The organism is Micromonospora sp. NPDC049275 (genome assembly GCF_043197115.1).
In the GTDB taxonomy this organism is placed as follows: domain Bacteria; phylum Actinomycetota; class Actinomycetes; order Mycobacteriales; family Micromonosporaceae; genus Micromonospora.
The window spans coordinates 1-16,034 of the sequence record NZ_JBICSN010000017.1 but is presented as its reverse complement, the minus strand read 5'-3'; the positions used below and the strand labels follow the sequence as shown (position 1 = coordinate 16,034).

Annotated in this window: 16 protein-coding genes; 8 read left to right on the top strand and 8 right to left on the bottom strand. The window is 67.4% G+C overall.

Annotation, left to right across the window (positions count from 1 at the left end; translation table 11 throughout):
* Positions 1–34: 34 nt before the first annotated feature.
* Complete coding sequence (locus tag ACGFIE_RS30420; protein WP_393301092.1) at positions 35–349, bottom strand: hypothetical protein; 315 nt, start codon at positions 347–349, stop codon at positions 35–37.
* A 570-nt stretch (positions 350–919) separates the two neighbouring features.
* Positions 920–2,566: a VWA domain-containing protein gene (locus tag ACGFIE_RS30415; RefSeq protein WP_393301089.1), complete on the bottom strand. Its 1,647-nt coding sequence runs from the start codon at positions 2,564–2,566 to the stop codon at positions 920–922.
* Between the two features lie 691 nt (positions 2,567–3,257).
* On the opposite strand from ACGFIE_RS30415, the gene ACGFIE_RS30410 reads away from it, so the two are divergent.
* The 4 genes from ACGFIE_RS30410 (at position 3,258) to ACGFIE_RS30395 (ending at position 6,990) form a co-directional block, all read left to right on the top strand.
* On the top strand, positions 3,258–4,136 hold the full coding sequence (locus ACGFIE_RS30410) for a hypothetical protein (protein ID WP_393301086.1): 879 nt from the start codon (positions 3,258–3,260) through the stop codon (positions 4,134–4,136).
* Between the two features lie 273 nt (positions 4,137–4,409).
* The gene (locus tag ACGFIE_RS30405; RefSeq protein ID WP_393301083.1) at positions 4,410–6,467 is read left to right on the top strand and encodes a hypothetical protein; all 2,058 of its coding nucleotides are present in this window, start codon (positions 4,410–4,412) and stop codon (positions 6,465–6,467) included.
* Positions 6,468–6,535: 68 nt separating this feature from the next.
* On the top strand, positions 6,536–6,796 hold the full coding sequence (locus tag ACGFIE_RS30400) for a hypothetical protein (protein WP_393301080.1): 261 nt from the start codon (positions 6,536–6,538) through the stop codon (positions 6,794–6,796).
* Complete coding sequence (locus ACGFIE_RS30395) at positions 6,757–6,990, top strand: transposase (protein ID WP_393301275.1); 234 nt, start codon at positions 6,757–6,759, stop codon at positions 6,988–6,990. Before ACGFIE_RS30400 ends, ACGFIE_RS30395 begins: the two co-directional genes overlap by 40 nt.
* A gap of 26 nt (positions 6,991–7,016) precedes the next feature.
* On the opposite strand, the gene ACGFIE_RS30390 is transcribed toward ACGFIE_RS30395, so the two are convergent.
* Positions 7,017–7,223 carry a hypothetical protein gene (locus ACGFIE_RS30390; protein ID WP_393301078.1) on the bottom strand — a complete coding sequence of 69 codons (207 nt, stop codon included), beginning with the start codon at positions 7,221–7,223 and terminating at the stop codon, positions 7,017–7,019.
* Entirely contained in the window at positions 7,223–7,504 is a 282-nt protein-coding gene (locus ACGFIE_RS30385) for a hypothetical protein (RefSeq protein ID WP_393301075.1), read from the bottom strand. Before ACGFIE_RS30385 ends, ACGFIE_RS30390 begins: the two co-directional genes overlap by 1 nt.
* Positions 7,505–7,765: 261 nt before the next feature.
* On the opposite strand from ACGFIE_RS30385, the gene ACGFIE_RS30380 reads away from it, so the two are divergent.
* The 3 genes from ACGFIE_RS30380 to ACGFIE_RS30370 are packed head-to-tail and all read left to right on the top strand — an operon-like array spanning position 7,766 to position 9,542.
* A complete protein-coding gene (locus tag ACGFIE_RS30380; protein ID WP_393301072.1) occupies positions 7,766–8,428 on the top strand; it encodes a hypothetical protein in 663 nt (220 codons plus the stop codon).
* A 9-nt stretch (positions 8,429–8,437) separates the two neighbouring features.
* Positions 8,438–8,755 carry a hypothetical protein gene (locus ACGFIE_RS30375; protein WP_393301069.1) on the top strand — a complete coding sequence of 106 codons (318 nt, stop codon included), beginning with the start codon at positions 8,438–8,440 and terminating at the stop codon, positions 8,753–8,755.
* A gap of 40 nt (positions 8,756–8,795) precedes the next feature.
* Complete coding sequence (locus ACGFIE_RS30370) at positions 8,796–9,542, top strand: hypothetical protein (protein WP_393301067.1); 747 nt, start codon at positions 8,796–8,798, stop codon at positions 9,540–9,542.
* A gap of 12 nt (positions 9,543–9,554) precedes the next feature.
* On the opposite strand, the gene ACGFIE_RS30365 is transcribed toward ACGFIE_RS30370, so the two are convergent.
* Positions 9,555–10,184 carry a hypothetical protein gene (locus ACGFIE_RS30365; RefSeq protein WP_393301064.1) on the bottom strand — a complete coding sequence of 210 codons (630 nt, stop codon included), beginning with the start codon at positions 10,182–10,184 and terminating at the stop codon, positions 9,555–9,557.
* A gap of 65 nt (positions 10,185–10,249) precedes the next feature.
* Between ACGFIE_RS30365 and ACGFIE_RS30360 the strand changes: the two genes are divergently transcribed.
* Entirely contained in the window at positions 10,250–10,507 is a 258-nt protein-coding gene (locus tag ACGFIE_RS30360) for a transcriptional regulator (protein ID WP_393301061.1), read from the top strand.
* Between the two features lie 323 nt (positions 10,508–10,830).
* Here the strand turns inward: ACGFIE_RS30360 and ACGFIE_RS30355 are convergent, their stop codons facing one another.
* From ACGFIE_RS30355 to ACGFIE_RS30345, 3 genes are all read right to left on the bottom strand, one after another.
* Positions 10,831–11,784 (bottom strand): sulfotransferase family protein, encoded by a 954-nt coding sequence (locus ACGFIE_RS30355; protein WP_393301058.1) that lies wholly within the window; start codon positions 11,782–11,784, stop codon positions 10,831–10,833.
* Positions 11,785–11,975: 191 nt separating this feature from the next.
* Positions 11,976–14,093 (bottom strand): restriction endonuclease, encoded by a 2,118-nt coding sequence (locus tag ACGFIE_RS30350; protein WP_393301055.1) that lies wholly within the window; start codon positions 14,091–14,093, stop codon positions 11,976–11,978.
* A 152-nt stretch (positions 14,094–14,245) separates the two neighbouring features.
* The gene (locus ACGFIE_RS30345) at positions 14,246–15,970 is read right to left on the bottom strand and encodes a LamG-like jellyroll fold domain-containing protein (protein ID WP_393301052.1); all 1,725 of its coding nucleotides are present in this window, start codon (positions 15,968–15,970) and stop codon (positions 14,246–14,248) included.
* Positions 15,971–16,034 lie beyond the last annotated feature (64 nt).

Sequence of the window (16,034 nt, the reverse complement as noted above, 5' to 3'; positions counted from 1 at the left end):
CACGCCACTCCGAAGAGGCGAGAACGTACGAACGTCAGGGATGACTTCTGTTGCGCCCGGCCATCATTTGGGCATCAGCTTCCGCTCGCGCGAAAAATTCGGCGGCACTCTGTACCCCCTCATGGGTCGGGTTCGTGAGGCCCGCCGTGAGGACCGCGAGATTCGCGGTAGCGGTACTGACCGTGCCCACCAACTCCATGATCTGCTTGTCCGCCTCGCAACGGACATGCGCCTGGTCCATGAACTCGTCAACCGCCGACTTGGCGCCCTTCGCCGCATCGGTCAGCAATGCCATCACCGGCCGCAGACCGTCCGGATTGAACCGCGAGTCAACACCGATGATGGTCACGGAGCCCCTCTCCTGAGCCAATCAGCCTGGCCGCACACCCGTTGGAGACCACCGCGCCGCCGCGGCATCGCCACCAACACCGCAACCGCCGCTTGGGCGCGCGCACCACCACGGCGGGGGGCGGCGGCGAGACGACAAACAGGCACGACACCACGGAGGATCTCGTCGGCAGGAACGCCACGGGACGACGCAGAACGCCCCGCAGCAACAGTCATGCCTGTCACAACGGATCCGGAAACAAAAAGTTCAGTGGTTGTTTCAAGATGTTGCCGGAAGCTGGCACTGTCCAAGATCAGCAGACCACGGTGGGACGCTCTGCCCTCGTGGGGCGCGTCGAGTTGCAGCCGAGGGCTCGCAGCAGCGTCCAGCACCCGGCCGCATCCACCGCGCCACGGGGGCACCCGACCGGCGACGGGCCGAAGCGGGCGTCGTGCCGCCTGCCTGGCTCACCGTCACGCGTCGAGGCTGCACACCGACGAGCGGTGTGCAGCTCTCATCATGGAAGTGACGCCACTGACACAGAACGTGGAGGTACGCCGAGGTAGGGGATCCTTTGGTGGCCCACTCCCGCTATCTCGCAGGCAGCGCCACGGCCAGGAAGATGCGCGCCATGGCAGAGGCAAGATCCTTCGGATCCTGGGCGGATTCGGCTTGACCGCCGGTGGCTGCCGCCACCGAGCGCAGTGTTTCCATATCTGCGCCCGCGCCGACACCGATGGAGAAGACCGGCACCTGCGGCTTGCTCTGCTTCAGATGCGCGATCAGCGATTTCTTGTCGATGGCAAACGTGGAGTCGTCATTTCGGCCGTCGGTCAGGAGGACGAGGATCGTTCGGCGATCCGGCCTTGCCTTCGGTCGCATGTAGTTGGTGGCGTCGAGCAACGCCTTGTACAGAGGCGTTCCACTCTTCGCGGCCGGCATGTATGTCGCAATCTTTCGCGCGAAAAGCGCGCGACGCGTCTCGCCGCCGACGGCGGCCGTGAGGGGTCCTACCGGGACCGCAGCCTCCGTGGGTGGGCTTCCGGGGGCTGGCATGCCGAAGAACCACAGGCCCAGGTCGGTGTCATCGGTGAACGTTTGCGCAGCCACGGCACCGAATGACCGGAGGAGGGATGCCTTCGTCTCGGTCCGGCCCCGCCCCACGTCGACCGGAGCCGCCATCGAGCCGGAGCGGTCGATGATCACGAGGACTTGAAACAGTTCCGGCTGATAGCGGGCCCACTCGGTCACTGCTTGCCGCAGGTCAAGGTCCGGCAGGTGGATAGCTGTCGGCTCCGCGATCCTCACCGGCAGACCCGGCGGAACGGACCGCAGCGATGACGGCCCCCCATAACCATTGGGACGGAAGCCGGCGGCGAGAAGAGCGTTGCTGGTCTCAACCGAGCGAAGTTCGCCAATGAATCTGGTCAACAGCCGACGTTGCGTCACCGTGGCGGAAGATTGTGCCGCTACGGCCACCGGGTAGTTGGCCTCGACCGTGATGCCGGTGGGATAGAGGCTCTGCACCTCGGCACGTCCGACGGTGTGTTGGTATCGCCAGAGCTGCTGCTCAAGGACGGGGAACACACCAAGATCGGCCAGCGCTTGCGCACCCGAGGGCAGGGCGGCAACTCTGCTCAGCAACGTGTCGGCCGATGTGCTTGCGTCGTACAGTCTGCCCCGCAGCGCGAGGGCCTTGAGCTGCGCCACGCCCGCGTCGGTCTCGGGTGTCGCAACTGCGGCCTGTACCGCCAGAAATGACAGCAGGCCGACGGTGTCCCGACTCGGGTCGGGCATGCTGACCTTGATCGGCTTTCCCGTGACATTGGCCAGCAGCGTCTCCCAGGAGAACCCGGAGCGGGCCCAGGGGGTGGCCTCGGCCCTGCCGGGCACGGCCAGAATCACCGGTGAGTGCGCCAGGGATTCGTCGTGGATCGGGTAGGCGCGTCGATCCGGGTCGGCACCGTCCAACCAGCGGCTCGAAGACGGTATCCAGATCTGGAGGCCCTGAGGCAGGCCCTTCTGCGCGGTGACTGCGGATTCCTCCACCACCAGCTGGACCCGGTCGCAGGCTGAGCCGCCGCTGTTGACGTCCTCGATCGCGGCACCAACGACTGGTGCGATGTCTGGCGCCACGACAACACGCAAGAACTCAGCCTTCGCTGTGCACGACAGGCCGAAGGGAAGGCCGCCAATGATCCCGGCGTGGTTGGCCGACACGGCAGCGGTGACGCCCACCAACACGACAGCGAGAAAGGCCGTCAATGTGCCCCGACGGCGGCCAGGACGCCTGTGACGTCGCGGTTCCGCGTTTTCCCCGGCTCGGTTCGCGTGGTCATTCTGCTGTCGTCCGTCCCACACCTCGCCGCCGCCTGGCGGCGTCCTGCCTGCCGAGGCGGACTGGGGTGACACCTGCACAACCCGTTCTCGATCAAACGGTCCGCGGCTGTTCAGGTCTTCGGGGAGACGACCTCCTCCGTTACTTACAGTAGCCATTCACGTCCTCACAGTTCACAGTGGTGTCAGTGTGGCCACCACTCGCGTGCCGAAGTGTTCGAGCAGGCTTGGCTTCCGGAACCAAGGGGTTCGACCTGCTGCGACTCAACGGCCGGCGACGCCGCGAGGTTCAGACAGCCTTGAGCCGGGCCCCGGTGTTCGCTGCGCCGGCAGAGGGGCGATCCCGCCTGAACCAACACCGTCCGCGACGCGTTGAACTGGTCGCCCCCGACCCCTCTGCAGAGCACGGGGGGCTACGAACGTCCGAGAACGGCCACACCAGCCGTGGGCGTCCCAGCTGCGGCCAGAGAGGAAACCATTGCCGGACGAGAGATGGGACGCAATGGCCGCCGAGGTTGTCGGCTCGGGCCCAGGTATGCCACTGCAACTACTACCCACGAGATTGCTAGTCTGCGGTCTCTGCGGAACGTCGATGGTGCTGTTCTGGTCGCAGACGAAAGCGCTCTACAGCTGTCAGGAATCCTGCCGCTCGTCTCCCCTCGTTGCCGTCGCGACAACCCTCACCGTCGTACAGGCAATCCGGGCCCGAGCGCCAAAGCTCCTGCCGACGCGGCACGTGGCCACCGCAGCGCTGTTGCTGCCCGAGGTGGTCGCGTCGATCCGCATCGGGCTGAACATGTCGGACCTGTGGGTGCAGTGGCGCCACCACCCGGCCATCCGCAGACAGCCGGGGGTCCAACTCTCTTCGCAAGTGCGGCACGCTCGGGAACTGGTGGCCAGTGGCAGCCTCGGGAAGGCTCTCCACGTTCTCGGAGACGCGCTCGCCACGGTAGACCCCGATTCCGTCCAGATTCGTCCGACCGAAGCGGAGGGAGCCGTCCTGCTCGCCGAACTGGCCGTGCGGTGCGGTCGTCCCCGTGCCGCGACACGCTGGGCGGAGTTCGGCCTACGGGCATCCCAGTCGATGCATGGCACCCACTCCGCACCGACGTTGGCAGCCCTTCGAGTGCTCGCTTCCAGCTACCGACACGCCGGCCAGTACCACCTCGCTTGCCCGCTCTATCACGAGCTCGCGGACACGTCCGTCGCAGTGCATGGCGACCAGGCGCTCAGCACGCTTGCCGCCAGGGCGAGCCACGCGTTGATGCTCTACGAGACCGGCCACTGCATTGCGGCCCGCCGGCGACTCAGCGCGACGATTTCGGCCCACCGTGACGCTTATCCGCTGCACAGCGACAGCGTCCGGATGACCGAATACCTCAACGCGATGCGGCAGCGCTGTGAGGTGTCACAGCACGTGCATCGCAAGCACGAACGCGATGCAGTCCTTGCCAGCCTCTCGGCATCCTGAACGCGACCAGGTCCGCGGTCCGGGTTACGCGGGCCTTGCCAACCGCGGAAGGGCTGGCCCTGCACACCCAAGCCGCCGTCATACGCCCGTCGCCAGGCTGACCACCGTCAGACTGATCGAGACGCCGTCCGCCCATCGTCCGCATCTCTCAGCGGACGCGTCGCGCCCTGACGGCTGGCACCGTTCTCGTCGACTCGAGTGCACCGGATGCCGGGCCGAGCGGGTAGACGACGGGTCTCTCGGTAGCGTCGATCGGGGACGTAAGCTGCGGCCGTGCTGGAGGGACTGGACGAGGTCAGCTGGAATGAGTTGAGCCACGCGTACGGGGAGGCTCTCGACACGCCGAACCTGTTACGGCAGGCGGCCTCGCCGGACGAAGAAGCCGCTCAGGAGGCAGTCTCGGAGCTGAACGGCAGCATCTTCCACCAGGGCACCGTCTACCTCGCGACAGTGGCCGCCGTACCTTTCCTGGCCGAGCTGGCGCTGGCCGCGCCTCACGGCCGGGCCGACCTTGCCTGGATGCTCGGACAACTGGCCGACCCACAGCACGCGTACGGCGACGACTTCCCCGATGTGCGTGCGGCAGTCGTCGGGCAACTGCCGGCGCTCTTGGCGCTGCTTGAGGACGGCGATCAGGAGGTACGCGAGGCTGCGGCCTACGCGGCGGCTCAGGCCGGGACAATCCCCGAACCGCTCTGGCAGACATGGTGGGCGGAGACCAGTGAGCCGGTTCAGGCGTCACTCGCTCTGGCGCTGGGCCTCATCGATCCGGCCGCCGCCGAGCCGGTGCTGGCCGACCTGGTCCTACGTGCAGCGCCGCTGGTACGGGTGGCCGCAGCGGTGGCGCTGCTCCGGGCCGGGTTACCTTGGCCGGACGGTGCGATCGCCGCGGTGGTCGCAGCGATCGACGATGGCGCTTCGGTTACCTACTGCTGGGTGCACGGCGGTGACTGGTCCGACGAGCTGATGGTGGCGCCGCCGGCACCGGTCGCGGTGGATCTGCTCAACCGCCTGTTGCGGGCCCGCAAGCCGAAGACCCGGGAGCTTGGACTGTGGGCAGCATCGGCACGGTGCGACGCCAGCCGTTCGGCACCGCCGCAGATCGCTCCGATGGTCGCTACCGCGTTGCACGACCCGGATCCCGGTGTGCGGAACCGTGCTCTCGACACGCTCAGCCGGGCGGGAAAGGCTGCAGGGCGGTTCGCGGACCTGTTGGCGAGTGTCGCCGCCGGCTTCGCGCGGGAGGCCGGGGCGCCCGGGTTCACCGCCGAGTACCGAGCGGTCGGTGCCCTCGCCCGGCTCGGTGACCCCCGCTGGATCGAACCGGTGTGTGCGGCGGCAGCCGCAGGGCACCCTGCGCAGCGGTTGCTCGACGGCGCCCGCTTCGAGCCTGCGGTGCTGGCTGCGGTCCGCCAGCGCCTAGCCGACGAACCCGCCCGTGCCGATGTGCTGGCCGGGGTGCTCGGCACGTGGCGCGCGACGGAGGCGGTGCCGGAGCTGCTTGCCGCCCTGCCGTACGAGGGACCGCAGGTGGCGTGGGCGCTCCTGGAGATCGGACACGACGACGTCGCCGCTGTGCCGCACCTACTCGCACGGGCCACTCAGGCCGACGATCAGGCGGCGGCCCTGGCCATTCGACGAATCTCCGGCGACGTGCAGCCGCTCCTCGACATCCTCGACGCTGCCCTGTCCGGGGAGCGGCGTCTGCGGCCCGGCCCGCAGACGTTTGTCGACGAGTTGGGCGACGAGCTGCGCCCGGTACTGCCCGCAGCTCGCGGTCAGCTCACCGGCGCGGCGGCCAGGACGCACCCGCAGCGGGAGGCCCAGATCCTCGCTGCTCGGATGGTCGCCGCCATCGACGGTGTACAGCCCGTCCTGACGACCGTGCGCGCGGTACTTGCCGGTGGGCACACCCCGGCTCGCGCCGCCGCGGAGCTCGTTGCAGACCTGGCCCCCGCCCACCGCGACGCTCTGACCGATCTCGATCTGCTGCTGCGCAACCGGCTGGGCGATCGGTGGAGCCGAGTGGCGGCGTCCCGTGCCCTTGTTCGGCTTGGCGTACCGTCCGTGGACCTGACCGAGCCGCTGGTCCACGGCGTCACCGACTACGCCGGCCGGTACGGCCTGGCAACGATCCTGGAGCTACAGGCGGTCGAGACGATTCCCGGTCTTGAGGAACTCGCCGCACGTGACAACCGCCTCGGTGCCACCAGCTTCGCCGACGACATCGTCTGGGCCGACGAACTGCTGACCGACCGTATCTGTGCGACCATCGCCGCCCTGCGCCGCCTGGTCACGAACCCTCATGGTTCCGTCCACGATGTGGCGTGACAGGCCAACGTCACCGATGCGACGCTGACAAGATCACCAGCAGGTTGAGGCGCAGGATCCGACCGATCATGGCTCCCTCGACCAAGCTGGCACTCAAGTCCCTCGCCACCCGATACCAGCAGCCCACGACAGAGATCACCACGCTCGACAGCGAGGTCGAACAGCTCGTCCACCAAGCGGTGCCGCAGTTCATGGCGATCAAGAACGTTGGAGCAGACGCCGCCGGCCGGCTGCTGGTCGCGGCCGGCGACAACCCGAGCGGCCGCACCACGAGTCAGCGTTCGCGCACCTGTGTGGCGTCGCGCCGACTCCGGTCTCATCGGGCATGACCAACCGACACCGGCTCAACCGCGGCGGTATCCGACTCACCAGCCGCGCCCTCTACGTCCTGGCGTTGGGCCGGCTCAGCTGCGACGAACGCACCCGCGCAAACGCGGTCCGGCGCACCGCCGAAGGCAGGACCAAACGCGAGATCATCCGCTGCAGCAAGCGCCACCGCGCTCGCGAGATCCTCGGGGTCTGACGGCCGCCGGGCACACCTCTGTGCGTTCAGCCGGAGCGTCGGATCTTGCGCATGAGCATCGCCCAGACTCCGTACCCGGACCCGACGTTCCCGGTGATCGCGCCTGCGGCGGAGCCCATGAACAGGGCGTTCGCGCAGTCCGGGCAGACCTCCCGGCCGGTGATGGTCGTCTCGAACGGCTCGCGGACACTGCGACCGCAGTCGGGGCACTCCCGGCCTGAAAGACCCATCATCACCTCGCGGTATCCGCCACGCGAACTGCCCGTCCACGGCGCCAGAGCACGACGTCGGCCACCACAACCGGGATCATGGCCGCACCTCCCACCAGAACCTTGACGCCTGTGGGGGCGTCCCACACCAGACCGACGACCACGAGAGTCAGAAGAGTCAACAGGTAAGCGACGTTCAAAGAGCGCGCCATGCCGCCAACGTAGCAACTGGAAGCACGGACGAACGCCTGGATTGTCACTGCCTCGCCGAACTCCTGCACTGAGCGCTTGGCCCTGAGGAGCATCGCCAACGGGTGCGGCCGGCTCTTTCGCGGAGATCGGTGCCTCCAGCGGGTCCACGGTCCGAGGCCGAGAACCTGAGTGGATCGATGTCCTCTGTCAGCAGCCCTCCGGGCATGTCCGCCGCGGCCATGTGCTCGCCGGGCCGAGACGACCAGCCCAGTGCCCGGGGCCCCCGGATCATGGTCATTCACGTACCGTGGTCCTACCTCACCGTGGCGGGCACATCACGGAAAGCGTTGACCGAGTAGGAAGCCGGGGGCCGAATGCAGCAGGACGGCAGACATGAACGCCGCAAACTGGCGAGTCTGGACTTCCTGGGTGACGACTCCGCCCTGCGCGAGCAGGCCGACCGTGCGCTGCGCGAGACGGGACATGAGCTGCGTCCCGGGGAGTGCTCCGGGGCGGACCACACCGGCGCCGTCCGTGTGGTGGTCGACACCAAGCGAGAGGTTTCAGCTGTCGCGATCGCTCGCGACTGGCGCGGCCGGCTCGGCCCCGGCGGGTTCGCCGGTGCGCTCTTCGAGGCGTACGTCGCCGGCGTGCAGGCTGCCCTCGAACTGGCGGCGCTCCTCCGTCTGCAGGCGGAGGAGCGGGAGGGTGGTCCTGCGTCGCCGGAACAGGATCCGTTAAACAGGGCCTCTGAGCGGGACGTCGACGAGCACACCTGGCTGCGCGACACCTGGCGGACGCTGCATGACCTGGACGCGGAGTTGGACGCTGCAACTCGCGTGGCCAGACGGTCCGACGAGTCGAGCATGTCGAGCCCCAACGGCTGTCTGACGTTGCGCATCCGCGGAGGCGGCATCACCGGCATCGCCGGAGACGTCAGGCGGATCGCACGGGCAGACGCGGGTCAGCTGCAATTCGAAGCCCGTTCCCTCTTCCGCGCGTTCGAGCTGGCCGGCGCCGGACGGCCTGGATCGTGAGGTAGTGAGATGGTTGCCCTGAATGTCATCACCGACTCGCTGCGTGATGAGGGAGGCAAGTGGCTGACGTTGTCGGACCGGGTCGCCACCGTCAAGGTCGCTGCGGAGCAGCTGCATCTCGACCCCTCGGCCTTCTTCATCGGTGACGCGAACGTCCTCATTCACTCGCTGGCGTACAACGACTTCCACGCCTTCATGGTCGCCGTCCTGAATGGCGCGGTGACCGAATTTGAGCAGGTCGGCACGGCCCTGCGGCGCATCGCCGACGAGTACGACCGAGCCGACGAGGTCGTCTCACTGGACCTCAACAAGATCTACAAGGCCTAGCGACTCGTCGGGCGGCGTTCGGAAAGGCCAGGGAGCACCCATGCCAGGTACCACTGATCTTGAATACGGGGAGCCGTTCAACAAGGCGTTCGACTACATCCGCTCCGGCATCGACACGGCGATCGCCAGTTTCAACGAGATCGTCGAGAAGGTGCAGGAGTGGAAGTGGCTCCTCGGGCCGGCGGCGCTCCTGTGGATCAAGCAGAGCCTGGAAACCACCCAAGCGGCACTGAACGCCGTCCTCGACCGTGTCGAACAGTCCTTGGAGCGTCAACTGCCGGTGCTCTCGCTGATCGAGGTCAGCTTCCGCTGGGTCAACGACGTGAAGACACCGATCTCCGAGCTTTCGTCGGCCACCACCGATCCGGCGAACGAGAACCTGCCCAAGTGGACCGGTGACGCGGCGAGTGCCTACAACACCAAGGCGCTCAAGCAGAAGGCCGCAGTCGACGAGGCGGTCGTCAAGTCGGAGTTCATCAGCCAGTGGCTGTTCACGATCGCCAAGGCGAACGTCGACTACGCCGTCGAACTCGCGAAGATCGTCACGGGGCTGGTCGGCAAGCTGGTGCAGGCAGCGAGTGAAGGGGGGTCGATCGTCGCCCTACCGTGGGCCATCTCCACCCTCGCCGAGTCGGTCGGAGACCTGGTCGCCGCCGGCCTGGACACTCTGCTCACCATCGGCCAACGCTTCGTCGACGCGCTGGGCAACATCCGGGACATCGCCACGCAGGTCGGCGACCACTCGAAGCTACCCGGTGGGCGGTGGCCGGAGGCCGTCCGAGGATGACCGACGGGTGCATCACTCAGCGGGTACGACCGCCAGCGTCGCCCTGAGGAACGTCAGCGCCTTCGACGCGAGCGTTTCCGTGGCGGCGTACGAAGCACCACCAATGGCCAACCAGACCTTCACCACCAGGTTGCCCGTGCGGGCGTGGACCATGTACTCGGCGTACTTGAAGCCGGGCTCGGAGCGCCTGGTAAACGCTTCGGCCTCGTCGCCCACACCGGAGATGCCGCCGACGGGAGTCATCACCGTCACCCGTCCCGTAGACCGATAGAGCAGCCGAGCCTCCTCCGCGTTGGCCGGCGTGGAAGCCTCCACCCGCAGGGTCGCCTCATGCCCGTCCTTCGTCCGCATCTCGAACAGACACGCCGCACCCGGCTGCCCGAGAGGTGGCTTCGGATCGGTACGTGCCACCGTCAGGGACAACTCCGCCAACGGCCGAAGATCAGTACGCCTGCACAGCTCCAGATCCTGCGCGCGGTAGACGGGGCCGACCGAGGCGGTGGGCGCGGTGGAGGCAACGCTGCTCGTGGCCGGCCCGGCGGTCGGCGCGCTCGCAGGAACCGAGGCGCCATCACAGGCGGCAGCGGCGAACACCGCGACGAGCGCCACGACAAGGCGAGAAACCCCGGCGGACGCGGACACGTCTCGAACATACCGGCTGCTGAGCTCACCGACTGCCCGAGCGACGAGCCACTATGGTGCCGGACATGACCGCCGCAGACACCCCGGAGCACATCACCCGGACCCGCATGGTCACCGCCCGAGCGGTCCTGCAGGGCCAAGCCGACCTTCGGACGTACCCCTATCGCCTGCTGGCCGTGGTCTCCCATCACGGCCTCGGCGGCGACAAGGTCAGCGAGGCGGTTGCTGCCGCCGAGGTCCTGGGCCAGTTCGGCTGGGACCTCGTCAACATCTCGGAATTCGCCTCCAACAAGATCGTCTACGCCTTCCTGCGGAGACGGTGACGATGGCTCGACCCCGGCCGGACCTCATCATTCCACTGGGTCTTCCGCTGGGCGTCTGCAGATCAACGGCCGGCAGGCCGGTTGTACGGGCGACGCTGCTCGCCGGACGCCTCGCGGCAGGAGAGTGAACGCGGGGCCGTCGGGAATCGGCCTTATCCTTCGGGGCCTGCCGACTTACGTGCACCCGTCCATAGGCGCGGGCTCAAAGGACGGCCGGAAAGTTCGGAACGCGTGGTCTGCGATGCGGTTCGGCTGAAGCAGCTCTACCGGGCGTTCGAGGGGCGCGACGCGGCGTCGTCAAGGTGGAGGGCCAGAGCCGTCACTCATAGCCCATGGCCGGGATGACCTTGCCGAGTGCTTCTTCGATGAACTCGCGGGTTTCGTCGTCGAATTGGCTGTTGCGGTTCGCCAGCTTGTGCGACTGGAACGCCGAAGGGGGTGGCGAAGTCGTCGACGTCGAGCCGTTCGAACAGGGCGCGGCGCTGCCCGGGCCAGTCGGCTGCGAGATCTTCTGCTTTCACCTCGATGTATCGCCTGCCTGTCAGGTCGACCGTGTTCTTCCAGGTCAGCCATCGGTGGTAGACCGGCTTGAGGTAGGCGAGCGCGCCGTCGACGGTGGGCGGTGCCCATGGCTGGGCCAGGTGGGATGCGAGCACTGAGACCGGGTGACGCTTGATGTGCACGATGGACGCTTCGGGAACCAGTTCCCAGAGGAACTCCATGTACAGCAGGTTGAACGGTGTCTTCTCGCACCAGGTCGGCTTGCCCGCGTCGGCGGCTGCTCCGCCGAACATGGTGTCGATCAGGCCCCGCAAGATTCCGAGCAGTTCGCCCCGGTCGCTGAAATACCTGGGGACTACCCGCCTGCGGCTCAGCGGCTCGAACGGCCCGGCAGGCCGGTCGGCGTTCCCGAAGCCTTCCGCGGGCGCGGGTTCGTCGTATGTGTACGCGATCAACTGCGGCCAGAGCCGTTGCACCGCGTCCCGGTAGCGCCGCTCGCCGACCAGCTCGGGAACGGTCTTGCCGCGATCGTCGCGCCGGCCGGGCACTCGTACCGTGAGGAAGTCGCTCAGCCGGTGCAGGGCGTCCTCACCGACGGTGGGGTCGTATCGATCGGTGAGCGCGTCGGCCAGGTCCCGCAGGCCGCCCGGGTCGATGAGGAACTTGGTCTCCATGGGAATCCGATGGATCAGCGGATGTTCGCCGATGATGTCGGCGATCCGTGACGTTCCCGAACGACCCGTACCCGCGACGAAGATCGGTGAGGGGAAAGGCATGGCGAGCAGTCAAACTCTCAGCCCGGCGCCTGTGCAAGCCATTTATCCCCTTCACCCGCTGCTACGGGCCGGACCCTCGCTTCCATCGCTCTCCGGGCCCAGACGCCCACCTGACAGCACGATCACGATGGAAGCGTTCCAATGATGTGTACTCGGGGCGTTGCTGGTCGAACTTGTGGGCGCAGCAGGCCCTACCGGGCTTCGCTGGGTCGGCGGTCGATGGCGTCGGCCAGTGCACGGAGACGCCTGGCTCCCGCTGGAGCATCACCGAGAACGTAGGTGGCGAACTTCGGATCGTCGGCCGCGTCGACCAGCCGCAGGGCGCCGACGTGCAAGCCTGACATGATGTCGACCGCATTGACGATCTCTTCGACGCTCGGGCGGAGTTCCGTTCTGCGCCCGTCTCGGGAAATGTCTCGGGCGGAGATCGCCTCGCCCGCCTCGCTCTCCTCCTCGAGGAGCTTGGTGAGCAGGAACGACACGACGTCCAGCTCCCGCCGGCGGTCCGCGATCAGGTCGTCGAGATCCGAGAGGCCATTCGGAACGAGGAACAACTGCCCTATCTCGTACGGCCGGAGCCCCAAGGCGATCGAGGCCTCCGCGAGCGTTCCCAACCGATCGGCGTCCAGCAGCACCCACTTCTTCTGCGCAGCCATGTTCTTTATGGTGTCACCGCTGAAACCGGGGCCGACGATCGCGATGAAACTGGCATGATGGCGCCCTCTGTGGGTCTCGATCGCCACATCGCTGACGTCGGTGTGGGTGACATGGCCGGACGAGCGCGCCTTCGCTTCGATGATCGCCGTCGACTGTGAGCCGTCGGCGTTGCGCCACCGGACAAGGATGTCCGTGTCGCCGGATCCGCCGATCGTCCGGGCCTCGAAGCCCATAACGAGGAAGGCGTCACAGATGGCTTTTTCGAAGGCCCGGCCGCCCCCTTCGCCTCCGGCCAAGGGGTCCCTGGAGAGGCGGACCAGTTCCTGCTCCACCTGAAGCGGCTGGGTCTCTTCCGGTGCTCGGCGAGCGTCCTGGGTCTGAGTTGAACGCTCCTGTGGAGCGCTCGGCATGTCGGACAAAGGCAACTCGGCGGCCAGCGCGCTCCCCCGCCGCGTGGCCCGGAGACTCCCGTAGCGTGGCTCTTCTATCAGGCCTGTGTTGAGCAGGAAGCTGGCGATCCACCGGCACTTGTCGACATTCAAGCCGAAGTTCGCAGCTTCGGAGTACATGTCGTTTCGGGTGACGTCGTTTTCGACCGCACGGATCATTTCACCGACGAACCTCATGTTCGCGTGCAGGATCCGTATGAAGTTTAAGTCTTCGCCCGACTCGACCCAGGCTCTGGCCGCCGACGTGGCCTCGAAAACCCCCCGGCCGACCTCGACGAGAAGCCCCGACGCCCGCAGGAACGGCAGCATGGACTCCACGCTGCTGCTCCTCAGGTCGAACGTCTCGCTGATGAACGAGAAAAGCTCTCTCCGCTCGATCCTCCCCAGAGCCGCGTTCACGATGGTTCTGAGATTCTCGACCTTGTTCGGATTCGACGGCGGGCTCGGAACCCAGATGTTGTAGGTGTTGCGCGAATCGTGCGTGCGGGCCGACGTCGAGAACTCCTCCAGAATTGCAGCAATCTCGGCCGGAGCCTCAGGGATATCTGCCAGGCTCACAGGCGCTTCATCGAAAATCTCCGGCCCCACCAGCACACGACCCACGAGAACGGCACGCCCAGCCGACGTAATGCCCCACCGCCGGTTGCCAACTGCCTCGATCAGGCCGAGTACCTCCTGCCAGTCCATCCGGATGCGGGTGTTTCCCTTGCTCTTCCAGGACTGCCTGTAACGCGCCCGGATACGCTCATCGACCTCGTCGATGGTGAGCGGTTCCACGGCGATCAGCGACAGGACCTCCGCGAACAGCCTGATGCGATCAGCCATGATCGCGGCCAGACGCGCAGGCGTCCGATCGGACTGGAGCTGCAACCCGGTCGCGGTCAGGCGAAGCTCGTCAACGGTGTTCTCGACGAGCTGCAGCCCGCGAAGGAAACCGTAGTAGTCACGCCACGTAGCGGCCTCCAGTCTCGGAGCTGCGCCACCTTGGCGTCGTTCCACGCTCTCGATGTCGAACGACAACTCAGGTTTTGTGTCGAGGCCGATCGCGTGACCCTCGCCAACCTGCTTGACGAGCTCGAGCACCAGCGGGAGCCAAACCGCCTTACCACCGAGCAGTCCCGGGATCGCGCTGGCCTGCTTGCGCCAGAGCGCCCTCTGTTCGGCGAGATCTCGGGGGCGTCCAGCCGGGTCACCAAGCGTCATGGACACCGATGCTAGAGATGATTGGGAGAGTGATCAATCCTTTCAAGGAGAGTATCGACCCAGTTAAGGATTACTGCGATGAATCAGCCGTACTCCAGCAGGAGATCCGGCGGTCGGTGACCAGGGACGCCGCGGATCCGCCACCGCGCGGATCAGCCGCCCGGGCAGCCCGCCATCATGGCCTGGACGTCTGCCTGGCTGGAAGCGCGCCCGAGAGCCCGTGCGTCGTCGATCAGCCCCGGCCAGCGGTCCACCAGGTCCCCGTTCCACTGGGCCGCGCCGATCCTGGTCATGCCGACGGCGTCCCAGGTGGCGCTGACCGCCGTCGCCGTCGACGGCACGCCGTCGACGTAGAGCCGCATCTCGTGTGCGGTCGCGTCGTAGACGCCGGCCAGGTGGGTCCAGACTCCCGACCGGGCCGGGCCGGTCGAGAACGCGACGACGTCGTCGGGGTTCGCCGAGTCGGCGGTGGGCAGGATGAACCACCACTTGTTGAGCTTCACGTTGTAACCGAGATAGAAGCTGCTGGCGAGCAAGCCGTCCTGACTCATGGCGGCGAAGTCCCCACCGAGGCGGTCGAGGCGGACCCAGGCCGCGACGGTGAAGCTCTGGTCGGTGCGCAGGACCGGACCGGGCGCGGTGGCCCCACCCGTGTGCCCGTCCAACTGGAGCGCGTTGGCGCAGCGCCCGGTCGTCCAGCTCGCACCGCCAACGAGAGCGAGTGGGAAACCGTTGCCGGAGTCGTCTGAGGCGTTGACGCCGGTGCCGGCATTCAGCGACCACCAGGCGCCGGGCCCCAGGATGGTCGCGTCCAACAGGCCCCGAATCTCCTCGGGCGCCGAGGTCCGGTCGACGATGTGCACCTCGTCGACCGCGCCCGGCAACCAGTTGACAGGTCCGCCCGCAACCATGGCGCGGCCGAGGACGGCCGGTCCGGTGGCGGTCCAGGTGCTGGTGTGTGCGACGGTGTCGGCGAGTTCGCCGTTGACGTACAGCTTGACCTCGCGTTTGAGGTCGTCGTAGGTGGCGGCCAGGTGGGTCCAGGTTCCCGCCACCGGCGACTGGGCCGACCGGACGACTGTGCTGCCGCCGGGCCGGGTCGGGCCGTCCTCCTTGCTCATGGCGAATTCCCACCGTTGCGACGTGGCGTCATAGCCCAGGCTGAACCCGCTGGCGGTCTCGCCGTCCTGGCTGACGGCGGTGGCCGGGCGATCCAGCCGGTCGAGCTTGACCCAGGCCGCGATGGTGAAGCCCTTGTTGGTCCGGGCGACCGGCCCGGCGGTCCAGGCGGCCGCGCCGGCGGTACCGGGGAACGCCAGGGCGCTTCCCCGTTTGCCGGCCTTGCTGCTCACGCCGGATGCGACGAAGAGGGTGTGCCCGTTGCCGGTGGCGTCCCTGCGGGTGGCGCCAACCGCGTTGTCGTCCAGATCCCAGGTGGCCCGCGACCCGTACGGGACGTCGCTGGCCATCCACTCCCGGATCTGGTCGGCGCCGGCGGCGACGCCGACGGCGTGCACCTCGTCGAGGGCGCCGGGCCAGTACACGTCCCGGCCGCCGAGTCGACCCCGGCCCAGGACGAAGGATCCACGGGCGTCCCAGGTGGCCTCGTGGCCGGCCGTGGCGGCCAGTCGGCCGTTGAGGTAGAGGGACAATTGGCGCCGGTCGTGGTCGTACACTCCGGCGAGGTGGAGCCACACGCCGAGCTGCGGGGGCGCGCGGTACGCGGCGACGTCGGACGGGACCGTGTCGGCCGCGCTGTCGGTGCGTTTCCTGCCGAAGACCCAACCCACGCCGGCCCGGTAGCCGAGGACGAATCCGCTGTCGGCCTGACCGTCCTGGCTGACCGCTAGGCCGTGTTTCGTAGGGCACGAAGCCATTGGTTGATGGCGGCGATGGTGAGGGTGGCTTCGTAGCGCACGGCGAGTTTGTCGTATCTGGTGG

Excerpts from the sequence above, each read along its gene's own strand:
- ACGFIE_RS30400 (WP_393301080.1), top strand. The coding sequence starts at position 6,536 with ATGGCTCCCTCGACCAAGCTGGCACTCAAGTCCCTCGCCACCCGATAC.
- ACGFIE_RS30350 (WP_393301055.1), bottom strand. The coding sequence starts at position 14,093 with ATGACGCTTGGTGACCCGGCTGGACGCCCCCGAGATCTCGCCGAACAG.
- ACGFIE_RS30410 (WP_393301086.1), top strand. The coding sequence starts at position 3,258 with ATGGTGCTGTTCTGGTCGCAGACGAAAGCGCTCTACAGCTGTCAGGAA.
- ACGFIE_RS30360 (WP_393301061.1), top strand. The coding sequence starts at position 10,250 with ATGACCGCCGCAGACACCCCGGAGCACATCACCCGGACCCGCATGGTC.
- ACGFIE_RS30375 (WP_393301069.1), top strand. The coding sequence starts at position 8,438 with ATGGTTGCCCTGAATGTCATCACCGACTCGCTGCGTGATGAGGGAGGC.
- ACGFIE_RS30370 (WP_393301067.1), top strand. The coding sequence starts at position 8,796 with ATGCCAGGTACCACTGATCTTGAATACGGGGAGCCGTTCAACAAGGCG.
- ACGFIE_RS30355 (WP_393301058.1), bottom strand. The coding sequence starts at position 11,784 with ATGCCTTTCCCCTCACCGATCTTCGTCGCGGGTACGGGTCGTTCGGGA.
- ACGFIE_RS30390 (WP_393301078.1), bottom strand. The coding sequence starts at position 7,223 with ATGATGGGTCTTTCAGGCCGGGAGTGCCCCGACTGCGGTCGCAGTGTC.
- ACGFIE_RS30345 (WP_393301052.1), bottom strand. The coding sequence starts at position 15,970 with ATGGCTTCGTGCCCTACGAAACACGGCCTAGCGGTCAGCCAGGACGGT.
- ACGFIE_RS30385 (WP_393301075.1), bottom strand. The coding sequence starts at position 7,504 with ATGCTCCTCAGGGCCAAGCGCTCAGTGCAGGAGTTCGGCGAGGCAGTG.
- ACGFIE_RS30380 (WP_393301072.1), top strand. The coding sequence starts at position 7,766 with ATGCAGCAGGACGGCAGACATGAACGCCGCAAACTGGCGAGTCTGGAC.